General features: G+C 72.1%; 14 protein-coding genes and 1 pseudogene. 9 read left to right on the top strand and 6 right to left on the bottom strand.

The genetic code is table 11. The features are described from left to right. Positions 1-77 precede the first annotated feature (77 nt). Both CXR04_RS04925 and CXR04_RS04920 read right to left on the bottom strand, forming a co-directional pair. Positions 78-1,901 (bottom strand): AMP-dependent synthetase/ligase, encoded by a 1,824-nt coding sequence (locus CXR04_RS04925; protein WP_101420662.1) that lies wholly within the window; start codon positions 1,899-1,901, stop codon positions 78-80. 262 nt (positions 1,902-2,163) lie between these two features. Then, a complete protein-coding gene (locus tag CXR04_RS04920; RefSeq protein ID WP_101426195.1) occupies positions 2,164-3,024 on the bottom strand; it encodes an NAD-dependent epimerase/dehydratase family protein in 861 nt (286 codons plus the stop codon). A 132-nt stretch (positions 3,025-3,156) separates the two neighbouring features. On the opposite strand from CXR04_RS04920, the gene CXR04_RS04915 reads away from it, so the two are divergent. Beyond that, positions 3,157-3,996 carry a helix-turn-helix transcriptional regulator gene (locus CXR04_RS04915; RefSeq protein ID WP_101426194.1) on the top strand — a complete coding sequence of 280 codons (840 nt, stop codon included), beginning with the start codon at positions 3,157-3,159 and terminating at the stop codon, positions 3,994-3,996. Here the strand turns inward: CXR04_RS04915 and CXR04_RS04910 are convergent. The 4 genes and pseudogenes from CXR04_RS04910 to fdhD form a co-directional block, all read right to left on the bottom strand. Beyond that, positions 3,986-5,431: a lipase maturation factor family protein gene (locus CXR04_RS04910; protein WP_101420661.1), complete on the bottom strand. Its 1,446-nt coding sequence runs from the start codon at positions 5,429-5,431 to the stop codon at positions 3,986-3,988. The genes CXR04_RS04915 and CXR04_RS04910 overlap by 11 nt on opposite strands. A 371-nt stretch (positions 5,432-5,802) precedes the next feature. Then, positions 5,803-6,665: pseudogene (locus CXR04_RS04905) on the bottom strand (thioesterase family protein). Beyond that, a complete protein-coding gene (locus tag CXR04_RS04900; RefSeq protein ID WP_101420660.1) occupies positions 6,662-7,276 on the bottom strand; it encodes a TetR/AcrR family transcriptional regulator in 615 nt (204 codons plus the stop codon). Before CXR04_RS04900 ends, CXR04_RS04905 begins: the two are co-directional and overlap by 4 nt. Positions 7,277-7,333: 57 nt before the next feature. Further along, positions 7,334-8,164 carry a formate dehydrogenase accessory sulfurtransferase FdhD gene (fdhD, locus tag CXR04_RS04895; RefSeq protein WP_101420659.1) on the bottom strand — a complete coding sequence of 277 codons (831 nt, stop codon included), beginning with the start codon at positions 8,162-8,164 and terminating at the stop codon, positions 7,334-7,336. 181 nt (positions 8,165-8,345) lie between these two features. On the opposite strand from fdhD, the gene CXR04_RS04890 reads away from it, so the two are divergent. The 8 genes from CXR04_RS04890 to CXR04_RS04855 all read left to right on the top strand — a co-directional run bounded on the left by CXR04_RS04890 (position 8,346) and on the right by CXR04_RS04855 (position 19,887). Beyond that, positions 8,346-9,527, top strand: coding sequence for an ROK family transcriptional regulator (locus tag CXR04_RS04890; RefSeq protein WP_101420658.1), 1,182 nt, complete (start codon positions 8,346-8,348; stop codon positions 9,525-9,527). Between the two features lie 327 nt (positions 9,528-9,854). Beyond that, entirely contained in the window at positions 9,855-11,390 is a 1,536-nt protein-coding gene (locus CXR04_RS04885; protein WP_101420657.1) for a sugar ABC transporter ATP-binding protein, read from the top strand. After that, entirely contained in the window at positions 11,391-12,413 is a 1,023-nt protein-coding gene (locus tag CXR04_RS04880; RefSeq protein WP_101420656.1) for an ABC transporter permease, read from the top strand. Between the two features lie 44 nt (positions 12,414-12,457). Further along, positions 12,458-13,477, top strand: a complete 1,020-nt coding sequence (locus CXR04_RS04875; protein ID WP_101420655.1) for a substrate-binding domain-containing protein — start codon at positions 12,458-12,460, stop codon at positions 13,475-13,477. A gap of 88 nt (positions 13,478-13,565) precedes the next feature. Then, positions 13,566-14,771, top strand: a complete 1,206-nt coding sequence (locus tag CXR04_RS04870) for a Gfo/Idh/MocA family protein (protein WP_101420654.1) — start codon at positions 13,566-13,568, stop codon at positions 14,769-14,771. A 57-nt stretch (positions 14,772-14,828) separates the two neighbouring features. Next, complete coding sequence (locus CXR04_RS04865) at positions 14,829-15,830, top strand: sugar phosphate isomerase/epimerase family protein (RefSeq protein ID WP_101420653.1); 1,002 nt, start codon at positions 14,829-14,831, stop codon at positions 15,828-15,830. Between the two features lie 228 nt (positions 15,831-16,058). Beyond that, complete coding sequence (locus CXR04_RS04860) at positions 16,059-18,488, top strand: PQQ-dependent sugar dehydrogenase (protein WP_234380066.1); 2,430 nt, start codon at positions 16,059-16,061, stop codon at positions 18,486-18,488. Between the two features lie 70 nt (positions 18,489-18,558). Beyond that, the gene (locus CXR04_RS04855; protein WP_101420651.1) at positions 18,559-19,887 is read left to right on the top strand and encodes a ThuA domain-containing protein; all 1,329 of its coding nucleotides are present in this window, start codon (positions 18,559-18,561) and stop codon (positions 19,885-19,887) included. Positions 19,888-19,925 lie beyond the last annotated feature (38 nt).

Raw genomic sequence — 19,925 nt, 5'->3', positions numbered from 1 at the left:
GTACAGGCGGTTCGCCCTCCCGACGCTAACCGCGATCGGCCGCCGTGGCATTCCCTCGATCAGCATCCGGACCGGGCCTACGTCTGGTAAAGAGCCTCGACCTCGTTCGCGTACGCCTTCTCGATCGCCCTCCGCTTCAGCTTCAGCGACGGCGTCACCAGCCCGTGCTCCTCGGTGAACTGCACGGCCAGGATCCGGAACGTCCGGATCGACTCCGGCGGTGACACCTGGGTGTTGGCCGCGACCACCGCCCGCCGGATCTCGGCCTCCAGCTCCCCGTCCCTGACCAGCTCGGACGGGGTCATCGACGGCCGGCCGCGCATGAGCTGCCAGTGCGCCACGCCGTCCGGGTCCAGGGTGACCAGCGCCGCGACGTACGGCCGGTCGTTGCCGACCGCCAGGCACTGCGAGACCAGCGGGTGCGCCCGCACCCGCTCCTCCAGCGGCACCGGCGAGACGCTCTTGCCGTTCGACGTCACCAGCAGTTCCTTCTTCCTGCCGGTGATGGTCAGGTAGCCGTCCTCGTCGAGGCTGCCCAGGTCGCCGGTGGCCAGCCAGCCGTCGCGCAGCGCGTGCGCGGCGCCCGGCCGGTCGCCGATGTAGCCGCTGAAGACCTGCGGGCCGTGCAGCCAGACCTCGTCGTCGGGGGCGATGTAGACGGTGATGCCGGGGATGGGGATGCCGACGGTGCCGTAGCGGGGGCGCTCGGGCGGGTTGGCGACCGCGGCGGCGGTGGTCTCCGTCAGGCCGTAGCCCTCGATGACCGTGATGCCCGCGCCGGCGAAGAACAGCCCGAGCCGGCGCTGCATCGCCGAGCCGCCGGAGAACACGAAGCGGGTCCGGCCGCCGAGTGCCGCGCGCATCTTGGCGTACACCAGCTTGTCGAACACCTGGTGCTCCACCCGCAGCGCCGGGCTGGGCCCCCGGCCCGCGTCGAAGGAGGAATCCTCGCGGGCCCGGGCGTGCCGGACGGCGACGTCGGCGGCCTTGTCGAAGACCGCCAGCCGGCCCTCGGTCTCGGCCTTGCGGCGGGCGGCGGCGTAGATCTTCTCGAAGATGTGCGGTACGGCCAGGATGAGGCTGGGCCGGAACGCCTTGAGGTCCGCGAGCAGCACCGGCGCCGACGGGTCCGGCTGGTGGCCGAGCTTGACCCCGCCGCGGACCGCGGTGACCTGGATCATCCGGCCGAAGACGTGCGCGAGGGGGAGGAAGAGCAGGGTCGCGGCGGGCTCGCCCTGGTACGGGCGGAAGAGGGCCTCGTAGCGCAGCAGGATGTTGTCGGCCTCGGCCATGAAGTTGGCGTGGGTCAGCTCGCAGCCGCGCGGCCGGCCGGTGGTGCCGGAGGTGTAGATCACGGTGGCGGGGGAGTCCGGGGTGACGGCGAGGCGGTGCCGCTCCACCACGTCGTCGTCGAGGTGCGCACCGGCGGCGGTCAGCTCGTCGATGGCGCCCTCGTCGATCTGCCAGAGCAGCTTGAGCCCGGGCAGCTTGTCGATCACCGAGCCGACGGTCATCGCGTGGTCCGCGCTCTCGACCACGCAGGCCACGGCGCCGGCGTCGTGCAGCATCCAGTACGCCTGGTCGGGGGCGGAGGTCGGGTAGACGGGCACGGCCTGGGCACCGATCGACCAGAGGGCGAAGTCCAGTTGGGTCCACTCGTACCGGGTCCTGCACATGATCCCCACCCGGTCGCCGAACCGCAGCCCCGCTGCCAGCAGCCCCTTGGCGAGGCCGAGCACCTCGTCGCGGAAGGCCCCTATCGTCACGTCCCGCCACTCGCCGTCGACCTTGCGGGCGAAGGCGATCTGCCCGGGATCCTGCGCGGCCCGCTGGAAGACCGCGTCCGCCAGCCCCCCCGACTTCTGTGCGTCTGCCAGGGGAGGCACGGTGAACTCGCGCAACGCTTTTCTCTCCTCAGACGGTGGGGCGCCCGGCGCGGCGACCGTACCCGAGGAGGCCGCTGATCTGCGGTCCTCCATCACCTCTGCACGGAACCTCTGCGAGGGGCGCACGTCGCCCGGCCGGCGGGAAAGGGGTGGCGAGTCCAGCATGGCGCGGCGCGCGCGGGCGCGGGGCGGGGACGGGGAAAGTGTGCGGGCCCGGTCCGTACGCCGCGGGTGGCGGCGGCGTACGGACCGGGCCCCGCTGCTCTCGCGGCGCCCTCTACAGCGCCCCGGCGTCAAGGGCCGTCCACAGCGACGGATACACCGGCCGGAAGCCCAGCTCCGCGCGGATCCGCGCGTTCGAGACCACCCCGTGCCACGGGTCGTCCGATGTCCGCTCCGCCATCCCCTCCGGCACCGGCGCGCCGACCAGGTGCAGCAGCTCCAGCGCGCTGACCGGCGCGTCGTCGGCGACGTTGTAGACCCGCCCGGCGAGGCCGGGAGCGCTCAGCACCCGCCACAGCGCCCGGGCGACGTCCGCCTGGTGCACCATCTGGACCCGCTGGTGCGCGGCCATGTGCGGGGTCCAGCGCAGCGACGCCTCCAGGTGGCCGTCGCCCTCGCCGTAGACGAACGCCAGCCGGGCGATGCGCACGTCGAGGCCGCGGTCCCGGTGGAGTTCGAGCAGGCCCTGCTCGGCGGCGGTCTTCGACCGCGGGTACGCGCCGGCCAGCGGGCCGTCCCCGCGGGGCTCGTCGGTCTCCACGGCGGGGCGGCCGCGGCCGGCGCCGTAGACGAGATTGGTGCTGGTGAAGACGAAGCGGCGCACGCCCGCCGCGGCCGCCTCGGCGCCGAGTGCGAGCGTCGCGTCGCGGTTCACGGCGTACGCCTCCTCGTCCGGCACGTCCCGGAACGCCGCGGCGACGTGCACCACGTCCCGTACCCCGGCCAGCGCCCGGCGCAGGTCGCCGGGGTCGCGCAGATCGCCGACGACGAGGCGGGCGCCGCGCCCGGCGAGCGGCGCGGCCCGCCCGGCGTCGCGCACCAGGAGCCGCACCTCCTCGCCGCCCGCCCACTGCAGCAGCCGCGGTACGAACCGCTGCCCGACCGCCCCCGTCGCTCCCGTCACCAGCACGCTCATGGTCACTCCGCTCCTCGTACGCCGATGTCCCCGCCACCCTGCGGCCGGCGTGCCCGCGGCGGGAGAGACGGCTTCATCCGGGGACGGGCGGTCCCTGGCTGCGGGCGCACCGCTGCGGCACCCTTGGTGGGCATGGACAGAACGGAGCTGGCCGACTTCCTGCGCCGCAGCCGCGCGCGGCTCACCCCCGCGGACGTCGGCCTGCCGCCCGGGGCGCGGCGCCGCACGCCGGGCCTGCGGCGCGAGGAGGTCGCGCAGCTCGCCGGGATGTCCGCCGACCACTACACCCGGCTCGAACAGGCCCGCGGCTCCCGCCCGTCGCGCCAGATGCTCGCCGCCGTCGCCCGCGGGCTGCGCCTCGGCGACGACGAGCGCGACCACCTCTTCCACCTGGCGGGCGAGGAGCCGCCGCGCGCCCGCGGCGCGGGGGCGCACGTCCGCCCGGGGCTGCTGCTGATCCTCGACCGGCTCACCGACACCCCGGCGCAGGTGCTCGCCGACTGCGGCGACGTGCTGGCGCAGAACGCCCTGTCGCGGGCGCTGTCCGGGGACACCGCCGACCGCGCCGGGGACGGGCGCAACATCGTCTGGCGGTTCTTCACGGAGCCGGAAGGACGCGCGCTGATCCCGCCGGAGGACCGCGACGACGTCGCCCGCCGCGCCGTCGCCGACCTGCGGGCCACCGTCGCCCGGCGGCCGGACGACGCCCGGGTGGCCGGGCTGGTACGGCGGCTGCGGGCGCGCAGCGCGGAGTTCGCGGCGCTGTGGGAGGCGCACGACGTGGCGGTGCGGCGCCGGGAGGTCAAGCGGTTCGTGCACCCGGTGGTGGGGCTGCTGGAGCTGGACTGCGAGGTGCTGCTGAACCCGGAGCACGACCAGCGGCTGGTGGTCTACACGGCGCGGCCGGGCAGCGAGTCGTACCAGCGGCTGGAGCTGCTGCGGGTGGTGGGGCTGCAGCGGCTCACGGGCTGAGGCCGCTCCGCTCCCGGGCGGTCACGGGCGGGGCGTACTCGCGTACGAACTCCCGCCGCCACCACGCCCGGGTGCGGCGCAGCTCTTCCCAGTCGGTGTACTCGTACCGGAACAGCCGCGCGCGGACGCTGCCGGGCGGGGTGTCGGGGAAGGGGTTGTGGGCCAGCAGCCGCAGGGTGTCGCGGTCGCCGTCGAGCAGGCGCAGCAGGAAGGGGCCGAACCACCGCTCCGCGTACGCGGGGGAGAGCGCCGCGAACCACATCAGCCAGTCGAGCCGCAGATGGTACGGCGCGAACTGCCGCGGCAGCCGCCGCGGATCGCCGGGCTTGCCCTTGAACCCGTACTCCCGCCACTCGCTCGCCTCGGTGGGCCGGGGGTCCGCCGTGCCCTCGATGACGATCTCGTGCCGTACGCGGGTGATGCTGCCGAAGGCGCCGTAGGTGTTGACGAGGTGGAGGGAGTTGAACGAGGCGTTCATGCGCTGCCGCCGGGAGATCAGGTTGCGGGCGGGCCACCAGCTCAGCGCGAGCACGAGGGCGGTCGCGGCGAAGACGACGACGTTGAACCAGATGGGCGTGGCGCCGAACTCGGGCGGGCCGGGCAGCGGGGTGTGGTCGGCGACGAGCTGCCCGTCGATCGCGGTGAGGGCGATGAGGATGGTGATCCAGTTGAGCCAGGCGAAGTTGCCGGAGAGCACCAGCCAGAGCTGGGTGACGACGATGGCGGCGGCGGCGAAGCCGGCGACCGGCTGCGGCGTGAACAGCAGTACGGGCAGCCCGAGTTGGGCGACGTGGTTGGCGGCGGCCTCGACGCGGTGCAGGGGCCGGGGCAGATGGTGGAAGAACCAGCTCAGCGGCCCGGGCATCGGCTGGGTCTCGTGGTGGTAGTAGAGGCAGGTCAGCTTGCGCCAGCACCGGTCGCCGCGCATCTTGATCAGCCCGGCGCCGAACTCGACCCGGAAGAGCAGCCAGCGCAGCAGGAAGAGCACCAGCACGGGCGGCCCGACGGTGTCGTTGCCGAGGAAGACCGCGAGGAACCCGGCCTCCAGCAGCAGTGACTCCCAGCCGAAGGAATACCACGTCTGCCCGACGTTGACGATCGACAGGTACAGCGCCCACAGCACCGCCCACAGCAGCATCGACCCCCACAACGGCACCGCATCCGCCGCCCCACCGGCCACGGCGGCCGCCACGACGGCGCCGCCCCAGGCGACCCCGGCGAAAAGCCGGTCGGAGTACCGCACCTGAAACAGACTCGGCGCCTGCCGGAACGGCACCCGCGCGGTGAACCGCGGCACGGGCAGCATGCCGCGGGCACCGATGAGCGGCCGGAACTGCCGCGCCGCGGCGACGAAGGCGACGACGTACAGCAGGGCGAGCCCACGCTGGAAAACCAGCCGGCTCAGCCAGTACCCCTCAAACGAAAACCACGCCACGACGCCATCCGTACCACCACCCCCACACCCCCCACACCCCGCCGCGCCGGATCGGCGGGGGCGGCGGGCGGATCCGGCGCGCCACGGCCGCGAGGGTCTCAGCCCGGCGAATCACCGGCCGAAATGTTCCGGGCGAACACGACGAGCGGCGGATACGACATCCCCGCCGCCCCGGCCAACTGCGGGTGCCGAGCGGCAACCGGTTCCCGGACGGCGAATGTCCCGGCCCTTCGCCGATGCGCTCGTTGCTCCCGGGAACGACTCCGTCCCAGTCCGTTTCCTCGCTGCGCCCGTCGCGGTCGACGACATAGCCCACCACTGCAAACAGGCGTTCGGTGACGCTCGGCGCGCCTGGGCGCCACGCTTGTCCGTCAGGACTGCCGGGGGAAGCGGGCCAGTTGGCGGGACTGGGCTACCAGGCGGTCGGTGGAGTCCCAGATTTCGGCGTCCTCCTCCATGTGGCCGCCCGCGACGTTGCGGGTCGTGTGGATCACCCGGAGCCAGCCCGGTGCCGGGCTTGCGCGTAGGTGGGCCGTCAGTTCCAGCGTCGGGGCCCAGCCGATCACGCCCAGGTCGAAGCTCACCGGGGGGAGGACGTCCACCGCCATCAGCAGCAGCATCGCGTCCGGGTCCCGGTCCTCCGGCAGGCGGAACCAGCCCTTCATCTCGCCTCGGCCCGACGGCGCGCCGACCGCCCAGCCCACGCAGGACGGGTCCAGGCGCAGGTCGGCGCGGGTGAGCATCGGGGACTCCGCCAGGAACTCCGGCGGGGCCGCGCCACTGCCTATGCACTGCTCCACCGGCGCCAGCGCCGGGGGCTTCGCGGAGGTCCTGACGTCGTCGGGCTGGTCGGCGAGGCTGCCGTAGGCCGCCAGGACGCGCAGCCGGGGGCCGGGGCGGCGGGATCCTCCTGCTGGAGGAGTTCCGCGCCGCCGTGGGAGACGGAGTTGCCGCGCCGGATGGTCTCGGTGCGGACGACCGCAGGACCCGCGGTGGCCGTGGAGAGGTAGTACGCGGAGACCGACAGCGGGTCCGGGTGGCCGGGGCGGTCGTCGCGGGGGGTGCCGAGTTCGGCCGCCAGCGCGCGGGCGGTGACCGCGAGCAGCACGCCGCCGTTGATGCCCTGGCCGACCTTCCACGCGCCGGGCAGGTCCGCGTCGTACGTACCGGGCTCGCCCGGGCGCGCGTGGACGGCGGTCTCCCGGTCGAAGTCCGGGGGAGGGGTGGTGGTCATGGCGTGGTTCGCTTTCGTCGTGCGGTGGGTGGGCCGATCTCGAACGCCTCGCAGAGGCCGTCGAGTACGTCGTCGATGGTCGCCGCGCCGGTGGCCAGCGGCAGGGAGCCCCAGGACCACAGCTCGGCGGTGCCGTGCATGGCGGACCACAGCGCGCCGGTGAGCAGCCGCGGGTCCGCGTCCGCCCGCCAGCCCTCGGACTGCCGGGCCTCGACGAGGCGGACGAGGTTCTCGAAGCCGCCGAGGGAGGCGCGGCCCAGCTCGCGGTCGTGCGGGTCGAGCAGGTCGCGGCGGAACATCAGCGCGAACATCCCGGGCCGGGCCACGGCGTACTCCACGTACGCGCGCGTGCCCGTACGCAGCCGCCGGGCCGGGCTCGCGTCCGGCGGCAGCTTCGCCAGCGCCTCGCCCGCCCAGTCCTGCAACTCGCGGAAGCCCTGGGTGGCGACGGCCGACAGCAGCGCCGCGCGGTGCGGGAAGTGCTTGAGCGGGGCGCCGTGCGAGACGCCGCAGCGCCGGGCGATGGCGCGCAGGGTGAGGGCGTCGACGCCTCGCTCGTCGAGCAGTTCGAGCGCGGCCTCCAGGAGGCGCGCGCGGGTGTCCGCGGTCATGGTGGACAGTGTCTACCACGGAGGTGGACACTGTCTACCCGCCGCCGCCTCTGCGCGTCAGAGTGCGATGCGGTGTTCGCCTGCGTACACGTTCATGGTGTCCCCGCGCAGGAAGCCGACCAGGGTCATGCCGGTTTCGGCGGCGAGGTCGACGGCCAGGGAGGAGGGTGCGGAAACGGCGGCCAGGACGGGGATGCCGGCCATCGCGGCTTTCTGTGCCAGCTCGAAGGAGGCCCTGCCCGAGACCATCAGCACGGTGCCGGAGAGCGGGAGGCGGTCCTGTTGCAGGGCGCGGCCGACCAGCTTGTCGACGGCGTTGTGGCGGCCCACGTCCTCGCGCAGGTCGATCAGGTCACCGTCAGAGGTGAACAGCGCGGCGGCGTGCAGCCCTCCGGTGCGGTCGAAGACCCGCTGCCCCGCCCGCAGTCGACCGGGCAGCGCGGCCAGGGTCTCCGGCGTGAGTCGCATACCGCCGCCGGCGAGGGGCCAGCGTGCCGTCGTACGGACCGCGTCCAGGCTCGCCTTCCCGCACAGCCCGCACGACGACGTCGTATAGACGTTCCGCTCCAGCGAGACGTCCGGCACCGCCACTCCCGCGGCCAGCCGCACATCCACGATGTTGTACGTGTTCCCGCCCTCCGCACCGTCCACCGCCCCCGCGCAGTACGTGATCCCGGCCAGTTCCCCGCCCCCGGCCACCACCCCCTCGCTCACGAGGAACCCCGCCGCCAGCGCGAAGTCGTCACCCGGCGTCCGCATCGTGATCGCCAGCGCCCGGCCCCCCAGCCGGATCTCCAGCGGCTCCTCCGCCACCAGCGTGTCCACCCGCCGGTCCACCCGCCCCCCACGCACCCGCACCACCGGACGCCGCACCGTCACCCGACCCATGCCGGTCAGCGTACGCGGCCGACCGCGACCTCATCTTTGTCCTGATGATGGAGAAAGTAGATACCGATTCCTGCAGAACTTCTTCCCTCAGTGGCGAAGCACTGCTACGTTCCCCCTGGAATGCCGACAACGGCGTACGAGAACGACGTACGCGAGGCCGGGGAGGAGTGGCGTGAGGCGCATGACAGCTCGGCCCGCGAACGCGCACCAGGCGCGACTGCTCCGTCTGCTGCGTGACGGCGGGCCGAACTCCCGGGCGCAGCTCGGCGACCAGGTGGAACTGTCCAGGTCCAAGCTGGCGGTCGAGATCGACCGGCTGCTGCAGACCGGGCTCGTGGTCGCCGACGGCCTCGCCGCCTCCCGGGGCGGACGCAGGTCGCACAACATCCGCCTCGCGCCCTCGCTGCGCTTCCTCGGCGTCGACATCGGCGCCACCTCCATCGACGTGGCGGTCACCAACGCGGAGCTGGAGGTGCTCGGTCATCTGACCCAGCCCATGGACGTGCGCGAGGGCCCGGTCGCGGTCTTCGAGCAGGCGCTGGCGATGGCGGCCAAGCTCCGCGCCTCCGGGGTGGCGGAGGGCTTCGACGGCGCCGGCATCGGCGTCCCGGGTCCCGTCCGCTTCCCCGAGGGTGTGCCGGTCGCGCCGCCGATCATGCCCGGCTGGGACGGCTTCCCGGTCCGTGAGGCGCTCAGCCAGGAGCTGGGCTGCCCGGTCATGGTCGACAACGACGTGAACATCATGGCCCAGGGCGAGCAGCACGCCGGTGTCGCCCGTGCCGTACGGGACTTCCTCTACGTCAAGATCGGCACCGGCATCGGCTGCGGCATCCTCGTCGGCGGCGAGGTCTACCGCGGGACGAACGGCAGCGCCGGCGACATCGGCCACATCCAGGTGGAGGTGGACGGGCGCCCGTGCGCCTGCGGTAACCGCGGCTGCCTGGAGGCGTACTTCGGCGGTTCCGCCCTCGCCCGGGACGCCGAGAACGCCGCCCGCGAGGGCCGTTCCGCGCAATTGGCCGCCAGGCTGGAGGAGACCGGCGGGCTGGAGGCCAGGGACGTCGCCGTGGCGGCGACTGCGGGCGACGCGGTCGCGCTCGACCTCATCCGCGAGGGTGGCACCCGTACCGGCCAGGTCATCGCAGGACTGGTCAGCTTCTTCAACCCCGGGCTCGTGGTCATCGGCGGCGGCGTCACCGGCCTCGGTCACACGCTCCTCGCCGCCATCCGCACCCAGGTCTACCGCCAGTCGCTGCCCCTGGCGACCGGCAACCTGCCCATCGTGCTCGGCGAACTGGGCCCCACCGCGGGCGTGATCGGCGCCGCCCGGCTCACCAGCGACCACCTGTTCTCGCCCGCCTGACGCCGGGCGCGGACATCCGCGTACCACCCGTAAGGCCCGCACCACCCCAGGCCCAACCCACGCACCACCCGCGCATCACCCGGTACGACCCACGCACCGCTCCAGCACCACAGGCACCAGCAGCACCACCCGCACCACCGCGCAACTCCCGCAGCACCCCCGGCCGACCGCGGCACCACCCGCTGAGGCCCCCGCACCACGCCGCTGCCCTCCGACCACCCGCACCGCATCACCCGCACCGCCCGGTGAACCCGCCCGTTTGCGCTCCGCCCTGCCCAACCTGCCCCTGCGCAGCCGCAGTCGGAGCACCGCCGAGGAGATCCGTACATGGCGCCTACGTCAGATACGCCGCCCACCCCCGCCACACCCCTGCTCACCATGACGGGGATCACCAAGTCCTTCCCCGGCGTCCGCGCGCTCGACGGCGTCGACCTCGACGTCGTGGCCGGCGAGGTGCACTGCCTGCTCGGCCAGAACGGCGCCGGCAAGTCCACCCTCATCAAGGTCCTGGCCGGCGCCCACCAGCCCGACGAGGGCACCATCGTCTGGCAGGGCGACGAGACCGCGCTGAAGTCGCCCGTCGCCGCCATGCGGCTGGGCATCGCCACCATCTACCAGGAACTCGACCTGGTGATGCACCTGTCGGTGGCGGAGAACGTCTTCCTCGGCCACGAGCGCTCCTCCGGCGGGTTCATCAAGGCCCGCGAGGCGCACACCGCCGCCCAGGACCTGCTGGCCCGGCTCGGCCACCCGGAGATCTCCGCGTCCACCATCGTCGGCGACCTCTCCGCCGCCGGCCAGCAGGTCGTCTCCATGGCCCGGGCGCTCTCCCACGACGTGAAGCTCATCGTCATGGACGAGCCGTCCGCCGCGCTCGACCCCGACGAGGTCGACAACCTCTTCCGGATCGTCGCCGACCTCACCGGGCAGGGCGTCGCCGTCATCTACATCTCCCACCGGCTGGAGGAGATCCGCCGGATAGGCGACCGCGTCACCGTGCTCAAGGACGGCCGCGCCGTCGCCCGCGGGCTGCCCGCGCAGAGCACGTCGACCAACGAGATCGTCACCCTGATGACCGGCCGCAACGTCGCGCACGTCTTCCCCCAGCGGCCCGAGGCGCCGGTCGCGGGCAAGGATCCCGTCCTCACCCTCGAAGGGCTCGCCAGGGAGGGCGAGTTCGCACCCGTGGACCTCAGGCTGGCCCCCGGCGAGATCGTCGGGCTCGCGGGCCTGGTCGGCTCCGGCCGCTCGGAGATCCTGGAGACCGTCTTCGGCGCCCGCAAGCCGACCGCCGGCCGGGTGCTGGTCGACGGCCGCCCGCTGCGCCCCGGGAGCGTCACCGCCGCCGTCAAGGCGGGCATCGGGCTGGCTCCCGAGGAGCGCAAGTCGCAGGCGCTGCTGATGACGGAGTCCGTCAGCCGCAACGTCTCCATCTCCTCGCTCACCCGCTTCTCCACCGGCGGCTGGCTGGACCGGTCGGGGGAGCGGTCCGCGGCGCGGCAGGCCGTACGCGACCTCTCGCTGCGTCCCGACAACCCCGACGCCCCCGTCCGCACGCTCTCCGGCGGCAACCAGCAGAAGGCCGTGCTCGCGCGCTGGCTGCTGCGCGACTGCCGGGTGCTGCTGCTGGACGAGCCCACCCGCGGCGTGGACGTCGGCGCCCGCGCCGAGTTGTACGCGCTCATCCGCAGGCTCGCCGACGAAGGCGTCGCGGTCCTGCTCGTCTCCAGCGAACTCCCCGAGGTCCTCGGCCTCGCCGACCGGGTCCTCGTACTCCGCGAGGGCCAGGTCGTGCACACCGCCCCGGCCCGGGATCTCGACGAGCACCGGGTGCTCGACCTCGTCATGGAAGGGACCTCGTAAGTGTTGAGCAAATCGGACTCGCTCTCCGCCCCGGCGCCGGAGAAGCCGAGGGGGAACGGCAACGCCGCCGCCTGGCACAGCCGTCTGGACTTCAGACTCCTGGCGCTGGTCGGCGTGCTCGGCCTGCTGGTCGTGGTCGGCGCCCTCACCAAACCCGACCAGTTCCTGGACGTCGACAACTTCCGGCTGATCCTCACCCAGTCGTCGGCGATCGGCGTGGTGACCATCGGCGTGACGCTGGTCATCATCGGCGGCGGCATCGACCTGTCGGTCGGCGCCATCGTCGCCCTCGCCTCGGTCTGGGCGACGACGCAGGCCACGCAGGACTACGGCCTGACGGGCATGCTCTTCTGCGCCATAGCCGTGGGCATAGGCTGCGGCCTGGTCAACGGCGTGCTCATCGCGTACGGCAGCCTCGTGCCGTTCATCGCCACGCTGGCCATGCTCGCCTCCGCGCGCGGCTTCGCCGAGCAGATGAGCGACGGCCAGACGCAGATCGTCGAGGTACAGGGGGTGCTGGACCTCGGGAACGCGGACGCCCGCATCCTCGGCATCCCGTACCTGGTGCTCATTTTCCTCGGCGTCTCCGCCCTGGGCTGGGTGCTGCTCAACCGCACCACCTTCGGCCGCCGCACCGTGGCGGTCGGCGGCAACCCCGAGGCCGCCCGGCTCGCCGGCATCGACATCAAGCGGCAGCGCCTGCTGCTGTACGCCCTGTCCGGGCTCTGCTGCGGCATCGCGGCGTTCATGCTCATCGTGCTCGCGGGCTCCGGCCAGAACACGAACGGCAACCTGTACGAACTGGACGCCATCGCGGCCGCGATCATCGGCGGCACCCTGCTCAGCGGCGGCCGGGGCACCATCATCGGCTCCGTGCTGGGCGTGGTCGTCTTCACCACCATTACCAACCTCTTCGCGCTCAACAACGTGCAAAGCGACGTACAGAAGATCGCCAAGGGCGCGATCATCGTCGCCGCCGTCCTTATCCAGCACCACACTTCGCGTAAATCCTCGACGCAATGAAGGGTCGTACTCACATGCCAGAATCGCCTTTCAGCCGTAGAAACATGCTCTTCGGTGCCGCCGGTGTCTCGGCTGCCGCGTTCCTCACCAGTTGCACCAGCAATGACGACAGTGACGACGACGGCGGCTCCGAGCAGCAGCAGGCCAACGTCTCCGAGGACAAGCCCGGCAAGCCGGTCACCATCGGCTTCGCGGGCCCGGAGGCCGACCACGGCTGGCTCAACGCCATCAACGACAACGCGCGCTCGCGCGCGGAGAAGTACGAGGACGTCACCCTCGACATCACCGAGGGCTCGAACGACACGGCCACCCAGATAGGCCAGGTCGACTCCCTGATCAACAAGAAGGTCGACGTCCTGGTCATCCTGCCGGCCGACGGCAAGGCGATGACGCAGGCGGGGCTGAAGGCCATGCGGGCCGGCATCCCCGTCGTCAACCTGGACCGGATCTTCAACAGCCCGCAGGCGTACCGCTGCTGGATCGGCGGCGACAACTACGGCATGGGCCTGAACGCCGGCCGGTTCATCGGCGAGCAGCTCAAGGGCAAGGAGAACGCGAAGGTCGTCGAGCTGGCCGGGCTCGACAACCTGGAGCTGACCCAGCAGCGCACGAAGGGCTTCGACGACGCGCTGAAGAACTACCCCAACATCGAGAAGGTGGCCCGGCAGGCCGCCGAGTTCACCGTCGAGTCGGGCCAGCGCAAGATGTCCGACCTGCTCCAGGCCGTGCCGGAGTTCGACGCCATGTGGAACCACGACGACGACCAGGGCGTCGGCGTCAAGCGCGCCATCGACCAGTCCGGCCGCGACGAGTTCATCATGGTCGGCGGCGCCGGTTCCAAGGCCGTGATGGACTCCATCAAGGCCGACGACTCGGTGATCAAGGCCACCGTCCTCTACCCGCCGACGATGGCCGCGTCCGCGATCGACCTCGCGCGCGCCCTCGGCCAGCAGAAGGGCGTCTCGGGCATGGCCGAGTTCGAGATCCCGGCGTCGATCACGCTGTACTCCGCCGTCGTGAGCAAGGACAACATCGACCAGTACCTGCCGACCGGCTTCAACTGACGGGAATCCAGCGCCAGGAGCCGCACGCCCGGAGATCCCGGAACGACCGCTGCGGCGCGCCGGAAGCAGCCTACTGACAAGGAGTTCTATGTCCCACGACACGACCGCACCCGCGCTCGGCGTCGGCATGGTCGGCTACGCGTTCATGGGGGCGGCCCATTCGCAGGGCTGGCGGACCGCCGCCCGGGTCTTCGACCTTCCGCTGACTCCCGTCATGGCCGCGATCTGCGGCCGCGACGAGGACAAGGTGGCCACGGCGGCCCGCAAGATGGGCTGGGCCGCCGCGGAGACCGACTGGCGCCGGCTCATCACCCGGGACGACGTGCAGCTCGTCGACGTCTGCACGCCGGGCGACAGCCACGCGGAGATCGCCATCGCCGCGCTGGAGGCGGGCAAGCACGTGCTGTGCGAGAAGCCGCTCGCCAACACCGTCGCCGAGGCCGAGGCGATGGCCGACGCCGCGGCGCGGGCGCGGGAGCGCGGGCAGCTCGCGATGGTCGGCTTCAACTACCGCCGGGTGCCGGCCCTGGCGTACGCGCGCGAGCTGATCGCCCGCGGCCGGCTGGGTGCGCTGCGGCACGTGCGTGTGACGTACCTGCAGGACTGGCTCGTCGACCCGGAGTTTCCGCTCGCCTGGCGGATGCAGCGGGAGAAGGCGGGCTCCGGGGCGCTCGGCGACCTCGGCGCGCACATCGTCGACCTGGCGCAGTTCCTCACCGGCGAGCCGCTGGTGGGCGTCTCGGCGCAGACCGAGACGTTCGTGAAGGAGCGGCCGCTGCCGTCCGCGGCGGAAGGGCTCTCCGGCGCGGCGGCCGGCGGCGGCGAGCGCGGTCCGGTCACGGTGGACGACGCCGCCCTGTTCACCGGCCGGTTGGCCTCGGGCGCGCTGGCGTCCTTCGAGGTCAGCCGGATGGCCGCGGGCCGCAAGAACGCCCTGTCGGTGGAGCTGAACGGCGAGCACGGCTCGCTCTCCTTCGACCTGGAGCGGCTGAACGAGCTGCAGTTGCACGACCACGCGGAGCCGGCCGAGACCGCCGGCTTCCGGCGGGTCCTGGTCACCGAGCCGGAGCACCCGTACCTGGAGGCGTGGTGGCCGCCGGGCCACGGCCTCGGGTACGAGCACACCTTCGTGCACCAGGCCCGCGACCTCGTCCACGCCATCGCCACCGGCGCGCAGCCCGCGCCGTCCTTCGCCGACGGGCTGCAGGTCCAGCGGGTGCTGGCGGCCGTGGAGGAGAGCGCGGAGAAGAACGCCGTCTTCACGCCCGTGGTGCAAGCCGGCCAAGCCACCTGACCCCACCCGGATCAGCCGACCACCCCGGAGGCACTCCGGAGAAAGAGGCAGCACACGATGCCCCGGTCCTTCACCCTGTTCACCGGCCAGTGGGCGGATCTCCCCCTGGAGGAGGTCTGCCGGCTGGCCCGCGACTTCGGCTACGACGGCCTCGAACTCGCCTGCTGGGGCGACCACTTCGAGGTGGACAAGGCCCTGAACGAGCCCGGCTACCTCGACGGCCGCCACCAGTTGCTGGAGAAGTACGGCCTGAAGTGCTGGGCGATCTCCAACCACCTGGTGGGCCAGGCGGTCTGCGACCACCCCATCGACGAGCGCCACCAGGCCATCCTCCCGGCCCGGATCTGGGGCGACGGCGAGCCCGAGGGCGTCCGGCAGCGGGCCGCCGCCGAGATCGCCGACACCGCGCGGGCGGCGGCGGCCTTCGGCGTCGACACCGTCGTCGGCTTCACCGGCTCGTCGATCTGGCATCTGGTGGCGATGTTCCCGCCGGTCCCGCCGCACATGATCGAGCGCGGCTACCAGGACTTCGCCGACCGCTGGAACCCCATCCTCGACGTGTTCGACGCCGAGGGCGTGCGCTTCGCGCACGAGGTGCACCCGTCCGAGATCGCGTACGACTACTGGACGACGCACCGGGCGATGGAGGCGGTCGGCCACCGGCCCGCCTTCGGGCTGAACTTCGACCCCAGCCACTTCGTCTGGCAGGACCTCGACCCGGTCGGGTTCCTGTGGGACTTCAAGGACCGCATCTACCACGTGGACTGCAAGGAGGCCCGCAAGCGGCTCGACGGCCGCAACGGCCGGCTCGGCTCGCACCTGCCCTGGGGCGACCCGCGCCGCGGCTGGGACTTCGTCTCGGCAGGCCACGGCGACGTGCCGTGGGAGGACGTCTTCCGGATGCTCCGCTCGATCGATTACGCGGGGCCCATCTCGGTGGAGTGGGAGGACGCCGGCATGGACCGGCTGCAGGGTGCGCCGGAGGCGCTGCGGGCGCTCAAGGCGCTCGACTTCGAGCCTCCGCAGGCGTCGTTCGACGCCGCTTTCGGGGGCGACTGACCGCCGCAGCGGCGCGGAGCGCAGCCCGGCGGCGGCACCTGCCGCCGGGCCGCTCCGGTGTGTCCGGGGGGCACTTTGTCCTTATCAAGGATGAAGATAACTGAAGTCCTGTCAAAGGGCTTCTCTATCCCGCAAAAGGCGGTTACGTTCCTGTGATGTCCCTGACATAAACCCCCCACTCTCGGCAGGAGAGATCAGGTGCACACCAGAAAGATCCGGAGAACGCTCATGAGGACGGTGGCGGCCCTGCTGGCCGTGCCGGCCCTCGTGCTGAGCACGTCCGCCACCGGCGCCGCGCACCCGGGCGAGGACCACGAGGCCCCGGCCGCGGCGGAGTTCCAGCAGGTGACGCTGGCCAAGGGCGAGCCCGAGATGGGCGAGCCGATGACCATGGCGGTGCTGCCCGACCGGTCCGTGCTGCACACCTCGCGCGACGGCACGGTACGGCTCACGGACGCCGCCGGTACGACCAAGGTCGCCGGCCAGCTCGCCGTGTACAACCACGACGAGGAGGGCCTGCAAGGCGTCGGGGTCGACCCGGGCTTCGCGCAGAACCGGTTCGTCTACCTCTACTACGCCCCGCCCCTGGACACCCCCGCGGGCGACGCCCCCTCGGACGGCAGCGCCGCCGACTTCGCGCCGTTCGACGGCGTCAACCGGCTCTCCCGCTTCGTCCTGAAGGACGACGGCACCCTCGACACCGGCAGCGAGAAGGCGGTCCTGGACGTGCCCGCCTCGCGCGGCCTGTGCTGCCACGTCGGCGGCGACATCGACTTCGACGCCGAGGGCAACCTCTATCTCTCCACCGGCGACGACACCAACCCGTTCGCCTCCGACGGCTACACGCCCATCGACGAACGCGCCACGCGCAACCCCGCGTTCGACGCCCAGCGCTCCGCCGGCAACACCAACGACCTGCGCGGCAAGGTCCTGCGGATCAAGGTCAACGCGGACGGTTCGTACGACATCCCGGACGGCAACCTCTTCGCGCCCGGCACCGACAAGACGCGCCCCGAGATCTACGCCATGGGCTTCCGGAACCCGTTCCGGCTCAGCGTCGACAAGCCCACCGGCACCGTCTACGTCGGCGACTACGGCCCCGACGCCGGCACCGCGAGCGACGCCCGCGGGCCGGCCGGACAGGTCGAGTTCGCCCGTATCACCAAGGCGGGCAACTTCGGCTGGCCGTACTGCACCGGCGACAACGACGCGTACAAGGACTACGACTTCGGCTCCGGCGCCTCCGGCGCGGCCTTCGACTGCGGCGCGCCCGTCAACAACTCGCCGCACAACACCGGCCTGACCGAACTGCCCCCGGCCCAGGCGGCGTGGATTCCGTACGACGGCAACTCCGTCCCCGAGTTCGGCAACGGCTCCGAGTCCCCGATGGGCGGCCCGGTCTACCGCCAGGACGAGGTCGCCGACGGCTCCGCCGTGGCCTTCCCCGCCGAGTACGAAGGGAACTTCTTCGCCGGCGAGTTCGGCCGCAAGTGGATCAAGCGGATCGAGCAGGGCGACGACGGCACCGTCTCGGCCATCAACGACTTCCCCTGGTCCGGCACCCAGGTCATGGACATGGACTTCGGCCCCGACGGCGCCCTCTACGTCCTCGACTACGGCACCGGCTACTTCGGCGGCGACGAGAACTCCGCCCTCTACCGCATCGAGAACATGACCGGCGGCGCCTCCCCGGTCGCGGAGGCGAGCGCCGACAAGACCTCCGGACAGGCGCCCCTGGCCGTGCAGTTCTCCTCCGCCGGCACCACCGACCCGGACAGCACCGAGCTGACGTACTCCTGGGACTTCGGCGACGGCGCCACCTCCGACCAGGCCGACCCCGCGCACACGTACGCGGAGAACGGCACGTACAACGTCACCCTCACCGCCACCGACCCCGACGGCCTCACCGGCAGCGCCAACGTGCAGATAACCGTCGGCAACACCGCGCCCACCGTGACCCTGGACCTGCCTCAGGACGGCCAGTCCTTCTCCTTCGGCGACGACGTGCCCTTCGAGGTCACCGTCGCCGACCCGGAGGACGAGACCGTCGACTGCACCAAGGTCCGGGTCGCCTACATCCTCGGCCACGACTCCCACGGCCACGAGATGACCAGCGCCAACGGCTGCAGCGGCACCCTGAAGACCGCCGCGGACGGCGAGCACGACCCCAACGCCAACCTCTACGGCGGCCTCACCGCCACGTACACCGACGGCGGAGGCGGCGGCCAGGGCGCCCTGACCGGAACCGACCAGGCCAAGCTGCAGCCCAAGCACCGCCAGGCGGAACACTACGACAGCGCCCAGGGCGTCGCACCGCAGAACAAGCCGGCGGCCAACGGCGGCAAGACGGTCGGCGACATCCACGCCGGCGACTGGATCGCGTTCGAGCCCTGGGTCCTGTCGGACGTGACCCAGGTGACCGCCCGGATCTCCTCCGCCGGCGCCGGCGGCACCCTGGAGGTGCGCGCGGGCGCCCCCGACGGGACGCTCCTCGGCTCCACCGAGGTGCCGGTCACCGGCGGATGGGACACGTTCCAGGACGTCACGGCGACCCTGTCGGGCGCCCCGGACGGCACCACGAAGCTCTACCTCGTCTTCGCCGGCAGCGGTACGGACGCGCTGTACGACGTCGACGACTTCACCCTCACCACCGGATAGCTCCCCCCACCGCCCCGCCGGCTCCGGCCGGCGGGGCGTCCCACCCGACGAGACCCTCAAGGAGCGCCCCATGAAAGCTCCCGGACGCCTCGCCCTGGCGACGGCGGCGGTCGTGCTCACCACCATGGCCATGAACACGTCCGCCGTCGCGGAGAAGCCGGCGAAGAAGGCGGAGGACGAGCACGTGCTCGTCTTCTCCAAGACCGCCGGCTTCCGCCACGACTCCATCCCCGACGGGATCGCGACCATCCAGCAGCTCGGCGCCGACAACGGCTTCACCGTCGACACCACCGAGAACGCCGGCGTGTTCACGCCCGGCACCCTCCAGCAGTACGACGCCGTCGTCTTCCTCTCCACCACCGGTGACGTGCTCGACGCCAAGCAGCAGCGGGCGTTCGAGAACTACGTGCGCGCCGGCGGCGGCTACGTCGGCGTGCACGCCGCAGCCGACACCGAGTACGACTGGCCGTTCTACGGCGGCCTCGTCGGCGCGTACTTCGACTCGCACCCGCAGATCCAGCAGGCGACGGTCGAGGTCGAGGACCACGACCACCCCGCCACCGCGCACCTGGGCGACCAGTGGGTGCGTACCGACGAGTGGTACAACTACCGCACCAACCCGCGCGAGCAGGCCCGCGTCCTGGCGACCCTCGACGAAGGCTCGTACAGCGGCGGCAACATGGGCGGCGACCACCCCATCTCCTGGTGCCAGACCTACGAGAGCGGCCGGTCCTTCTACACGGGCCTCGGCCACACCAAGGAGTCGTACGCGGAGCCCGAGTTCCGCACCCATCTGCTCGGCGGCATCCAGTACGCCGCCGGGGCCGTCGAATCGGACTGCAGTTCTGCCGAGAGCGACTACACTCCGATCTTCGACGGCACTTCCACCGAGGGCTGGAAGCAGGCCGGGCCGGGCTCGTTCCGCCTGGAGGACGGCACCCTGACCTCGGAGGGCGGCATGGGCATGCTGTGGTACGAGGCCAGGCAGTTCGGCTCGTACTCCCTCAAGCTCGACTGGCGCATGGAGGGCGACGACAACTCCGGCGTCTTCATCGGGTTCCCGCCCTCCGACGATCCCTGGTCGGCCGTGAACAACGGCTACGAGATCCAGATCGACGCCACCGACTCCCCGGACCGGACCACGGGCGCCGTCTACGGCTTCCAGTCCGCCGACATCGCCGCGCGCGACGGGGCGCTCAACCCGCCCGGCGAGTGGAACACCTTCGAACTGCGCGTCGAGGGTGAGCACCTGCAGATCTGGCTCAACGACGTGAAGATCAACGACTTCACGAACACCGACCCCGCCCGCAGCCTTGCGGACGGACACATCGGGATCCAGAACCACGGTGCGGACGACCAGGTGTCGTTCCGCAACATCCTGGTGAAGGATCTCCCGTGAACGCCGTGGGCGGGAGGTCACGACGCCTCCCGCCCACG

The sequence above is a fragment of the Streptomyces sp. CMB-StM0423 genome, assembly GCF_002847285.1.
Taxonomy (GTDB): domain Bacteria; phylum Actinomycetota; class Actinomycetes; order Streptomycetales; family Streptomycetaceae; genus Streptomyces.
The sequence above is the reverse complement of the archived record's forward strand: the minus strand, read 5'-3'. Positions and strand labels throughout refer to the sequence as shown.

Excerpts from the sequence above, each read along its gene's own strand:
- CXR04_RS04855 (WP_101420651.1), top strand. The coding sequence starts at position 18,559 with ATGAAAGCTCCCGGACGCCTCGCCCTGGCGACGGCGGCGGTCGTGCTC.
- CXR04_RS04885 (WP_101420657.1), top strand. The coding sequence starts at position 9,855 with ATGGCGCCTACGTCAGATACGCCGCCCACCCCCGCCACACCCCTGCTC.
- CXR04_RS04875 (WP_101420655.1), top strand. The coding sequence starts at position 12,458 with ATGCTCTTCGGTGCCGCCGGTGTCTCGGCTGCCGCGTTCCTCACCAGT.
- CXR04_RS04860 (WP_234380066.1), top strand. The coding sequence starts at position 16,059 with ATGAGGACGGTGGCGGCCCTGCTGGCCGTGCCGGCCCTCGTGCTGAGC.
- CXR04_RS04900 (WP_101420660.1), bottom strand. The coding sequence starts at position 7,276 with ATGACCGCGGACACCCGCGCGCGCCTCCTGGAGGCCGCGCTCGAACTG.
- CXR04_RS04920 (WP_101426195.1), bottom strand. The coding sequence starts at position 3,024 with ATGAGCGTGCTGGTGACGGGAGCGACGGGGGCGGTCGGGCAGCGGTTC.
- CXR04_RS04865 (WP_101420653.1), top strand. The coding sequence starts at position 14,829 with ATGCCCCGGTCCTTCACCCTGTTCACCGGCCAGTGGGCGGATCTCCCC.
- CXR04_RS04915 (WP_101426194.1), top strand. The coding sequence starts at position 3,157 with ATGGACAGAACGGAGCTGGCCGACTTCCTGCGCCGCAGCCGCGCGCGG.
- fdhD (WP_101420659.1), bottom strand. The coding sequence starts at position 8,164 with ATGGGTCGGGTGACGGTGCGGCGTCCGGTGGTGCGGGTGCGTGGGGGG.
- CXR04_RS04890 (WP_101420658.1), top strand. The coding sequence starts at position 8,346 with ATGACAGCTCGGCCCGCGAACGCGCACCAGGCGCGACTGCTCCGTCTG.
- CXR04_RS04870 (WP_101420654.1), top strand. The coding sequence starts at position 13,566 with ATGTCCCACGACACGACCGCACCCGCGCTCGGCGTCGGCATGGTCGGC.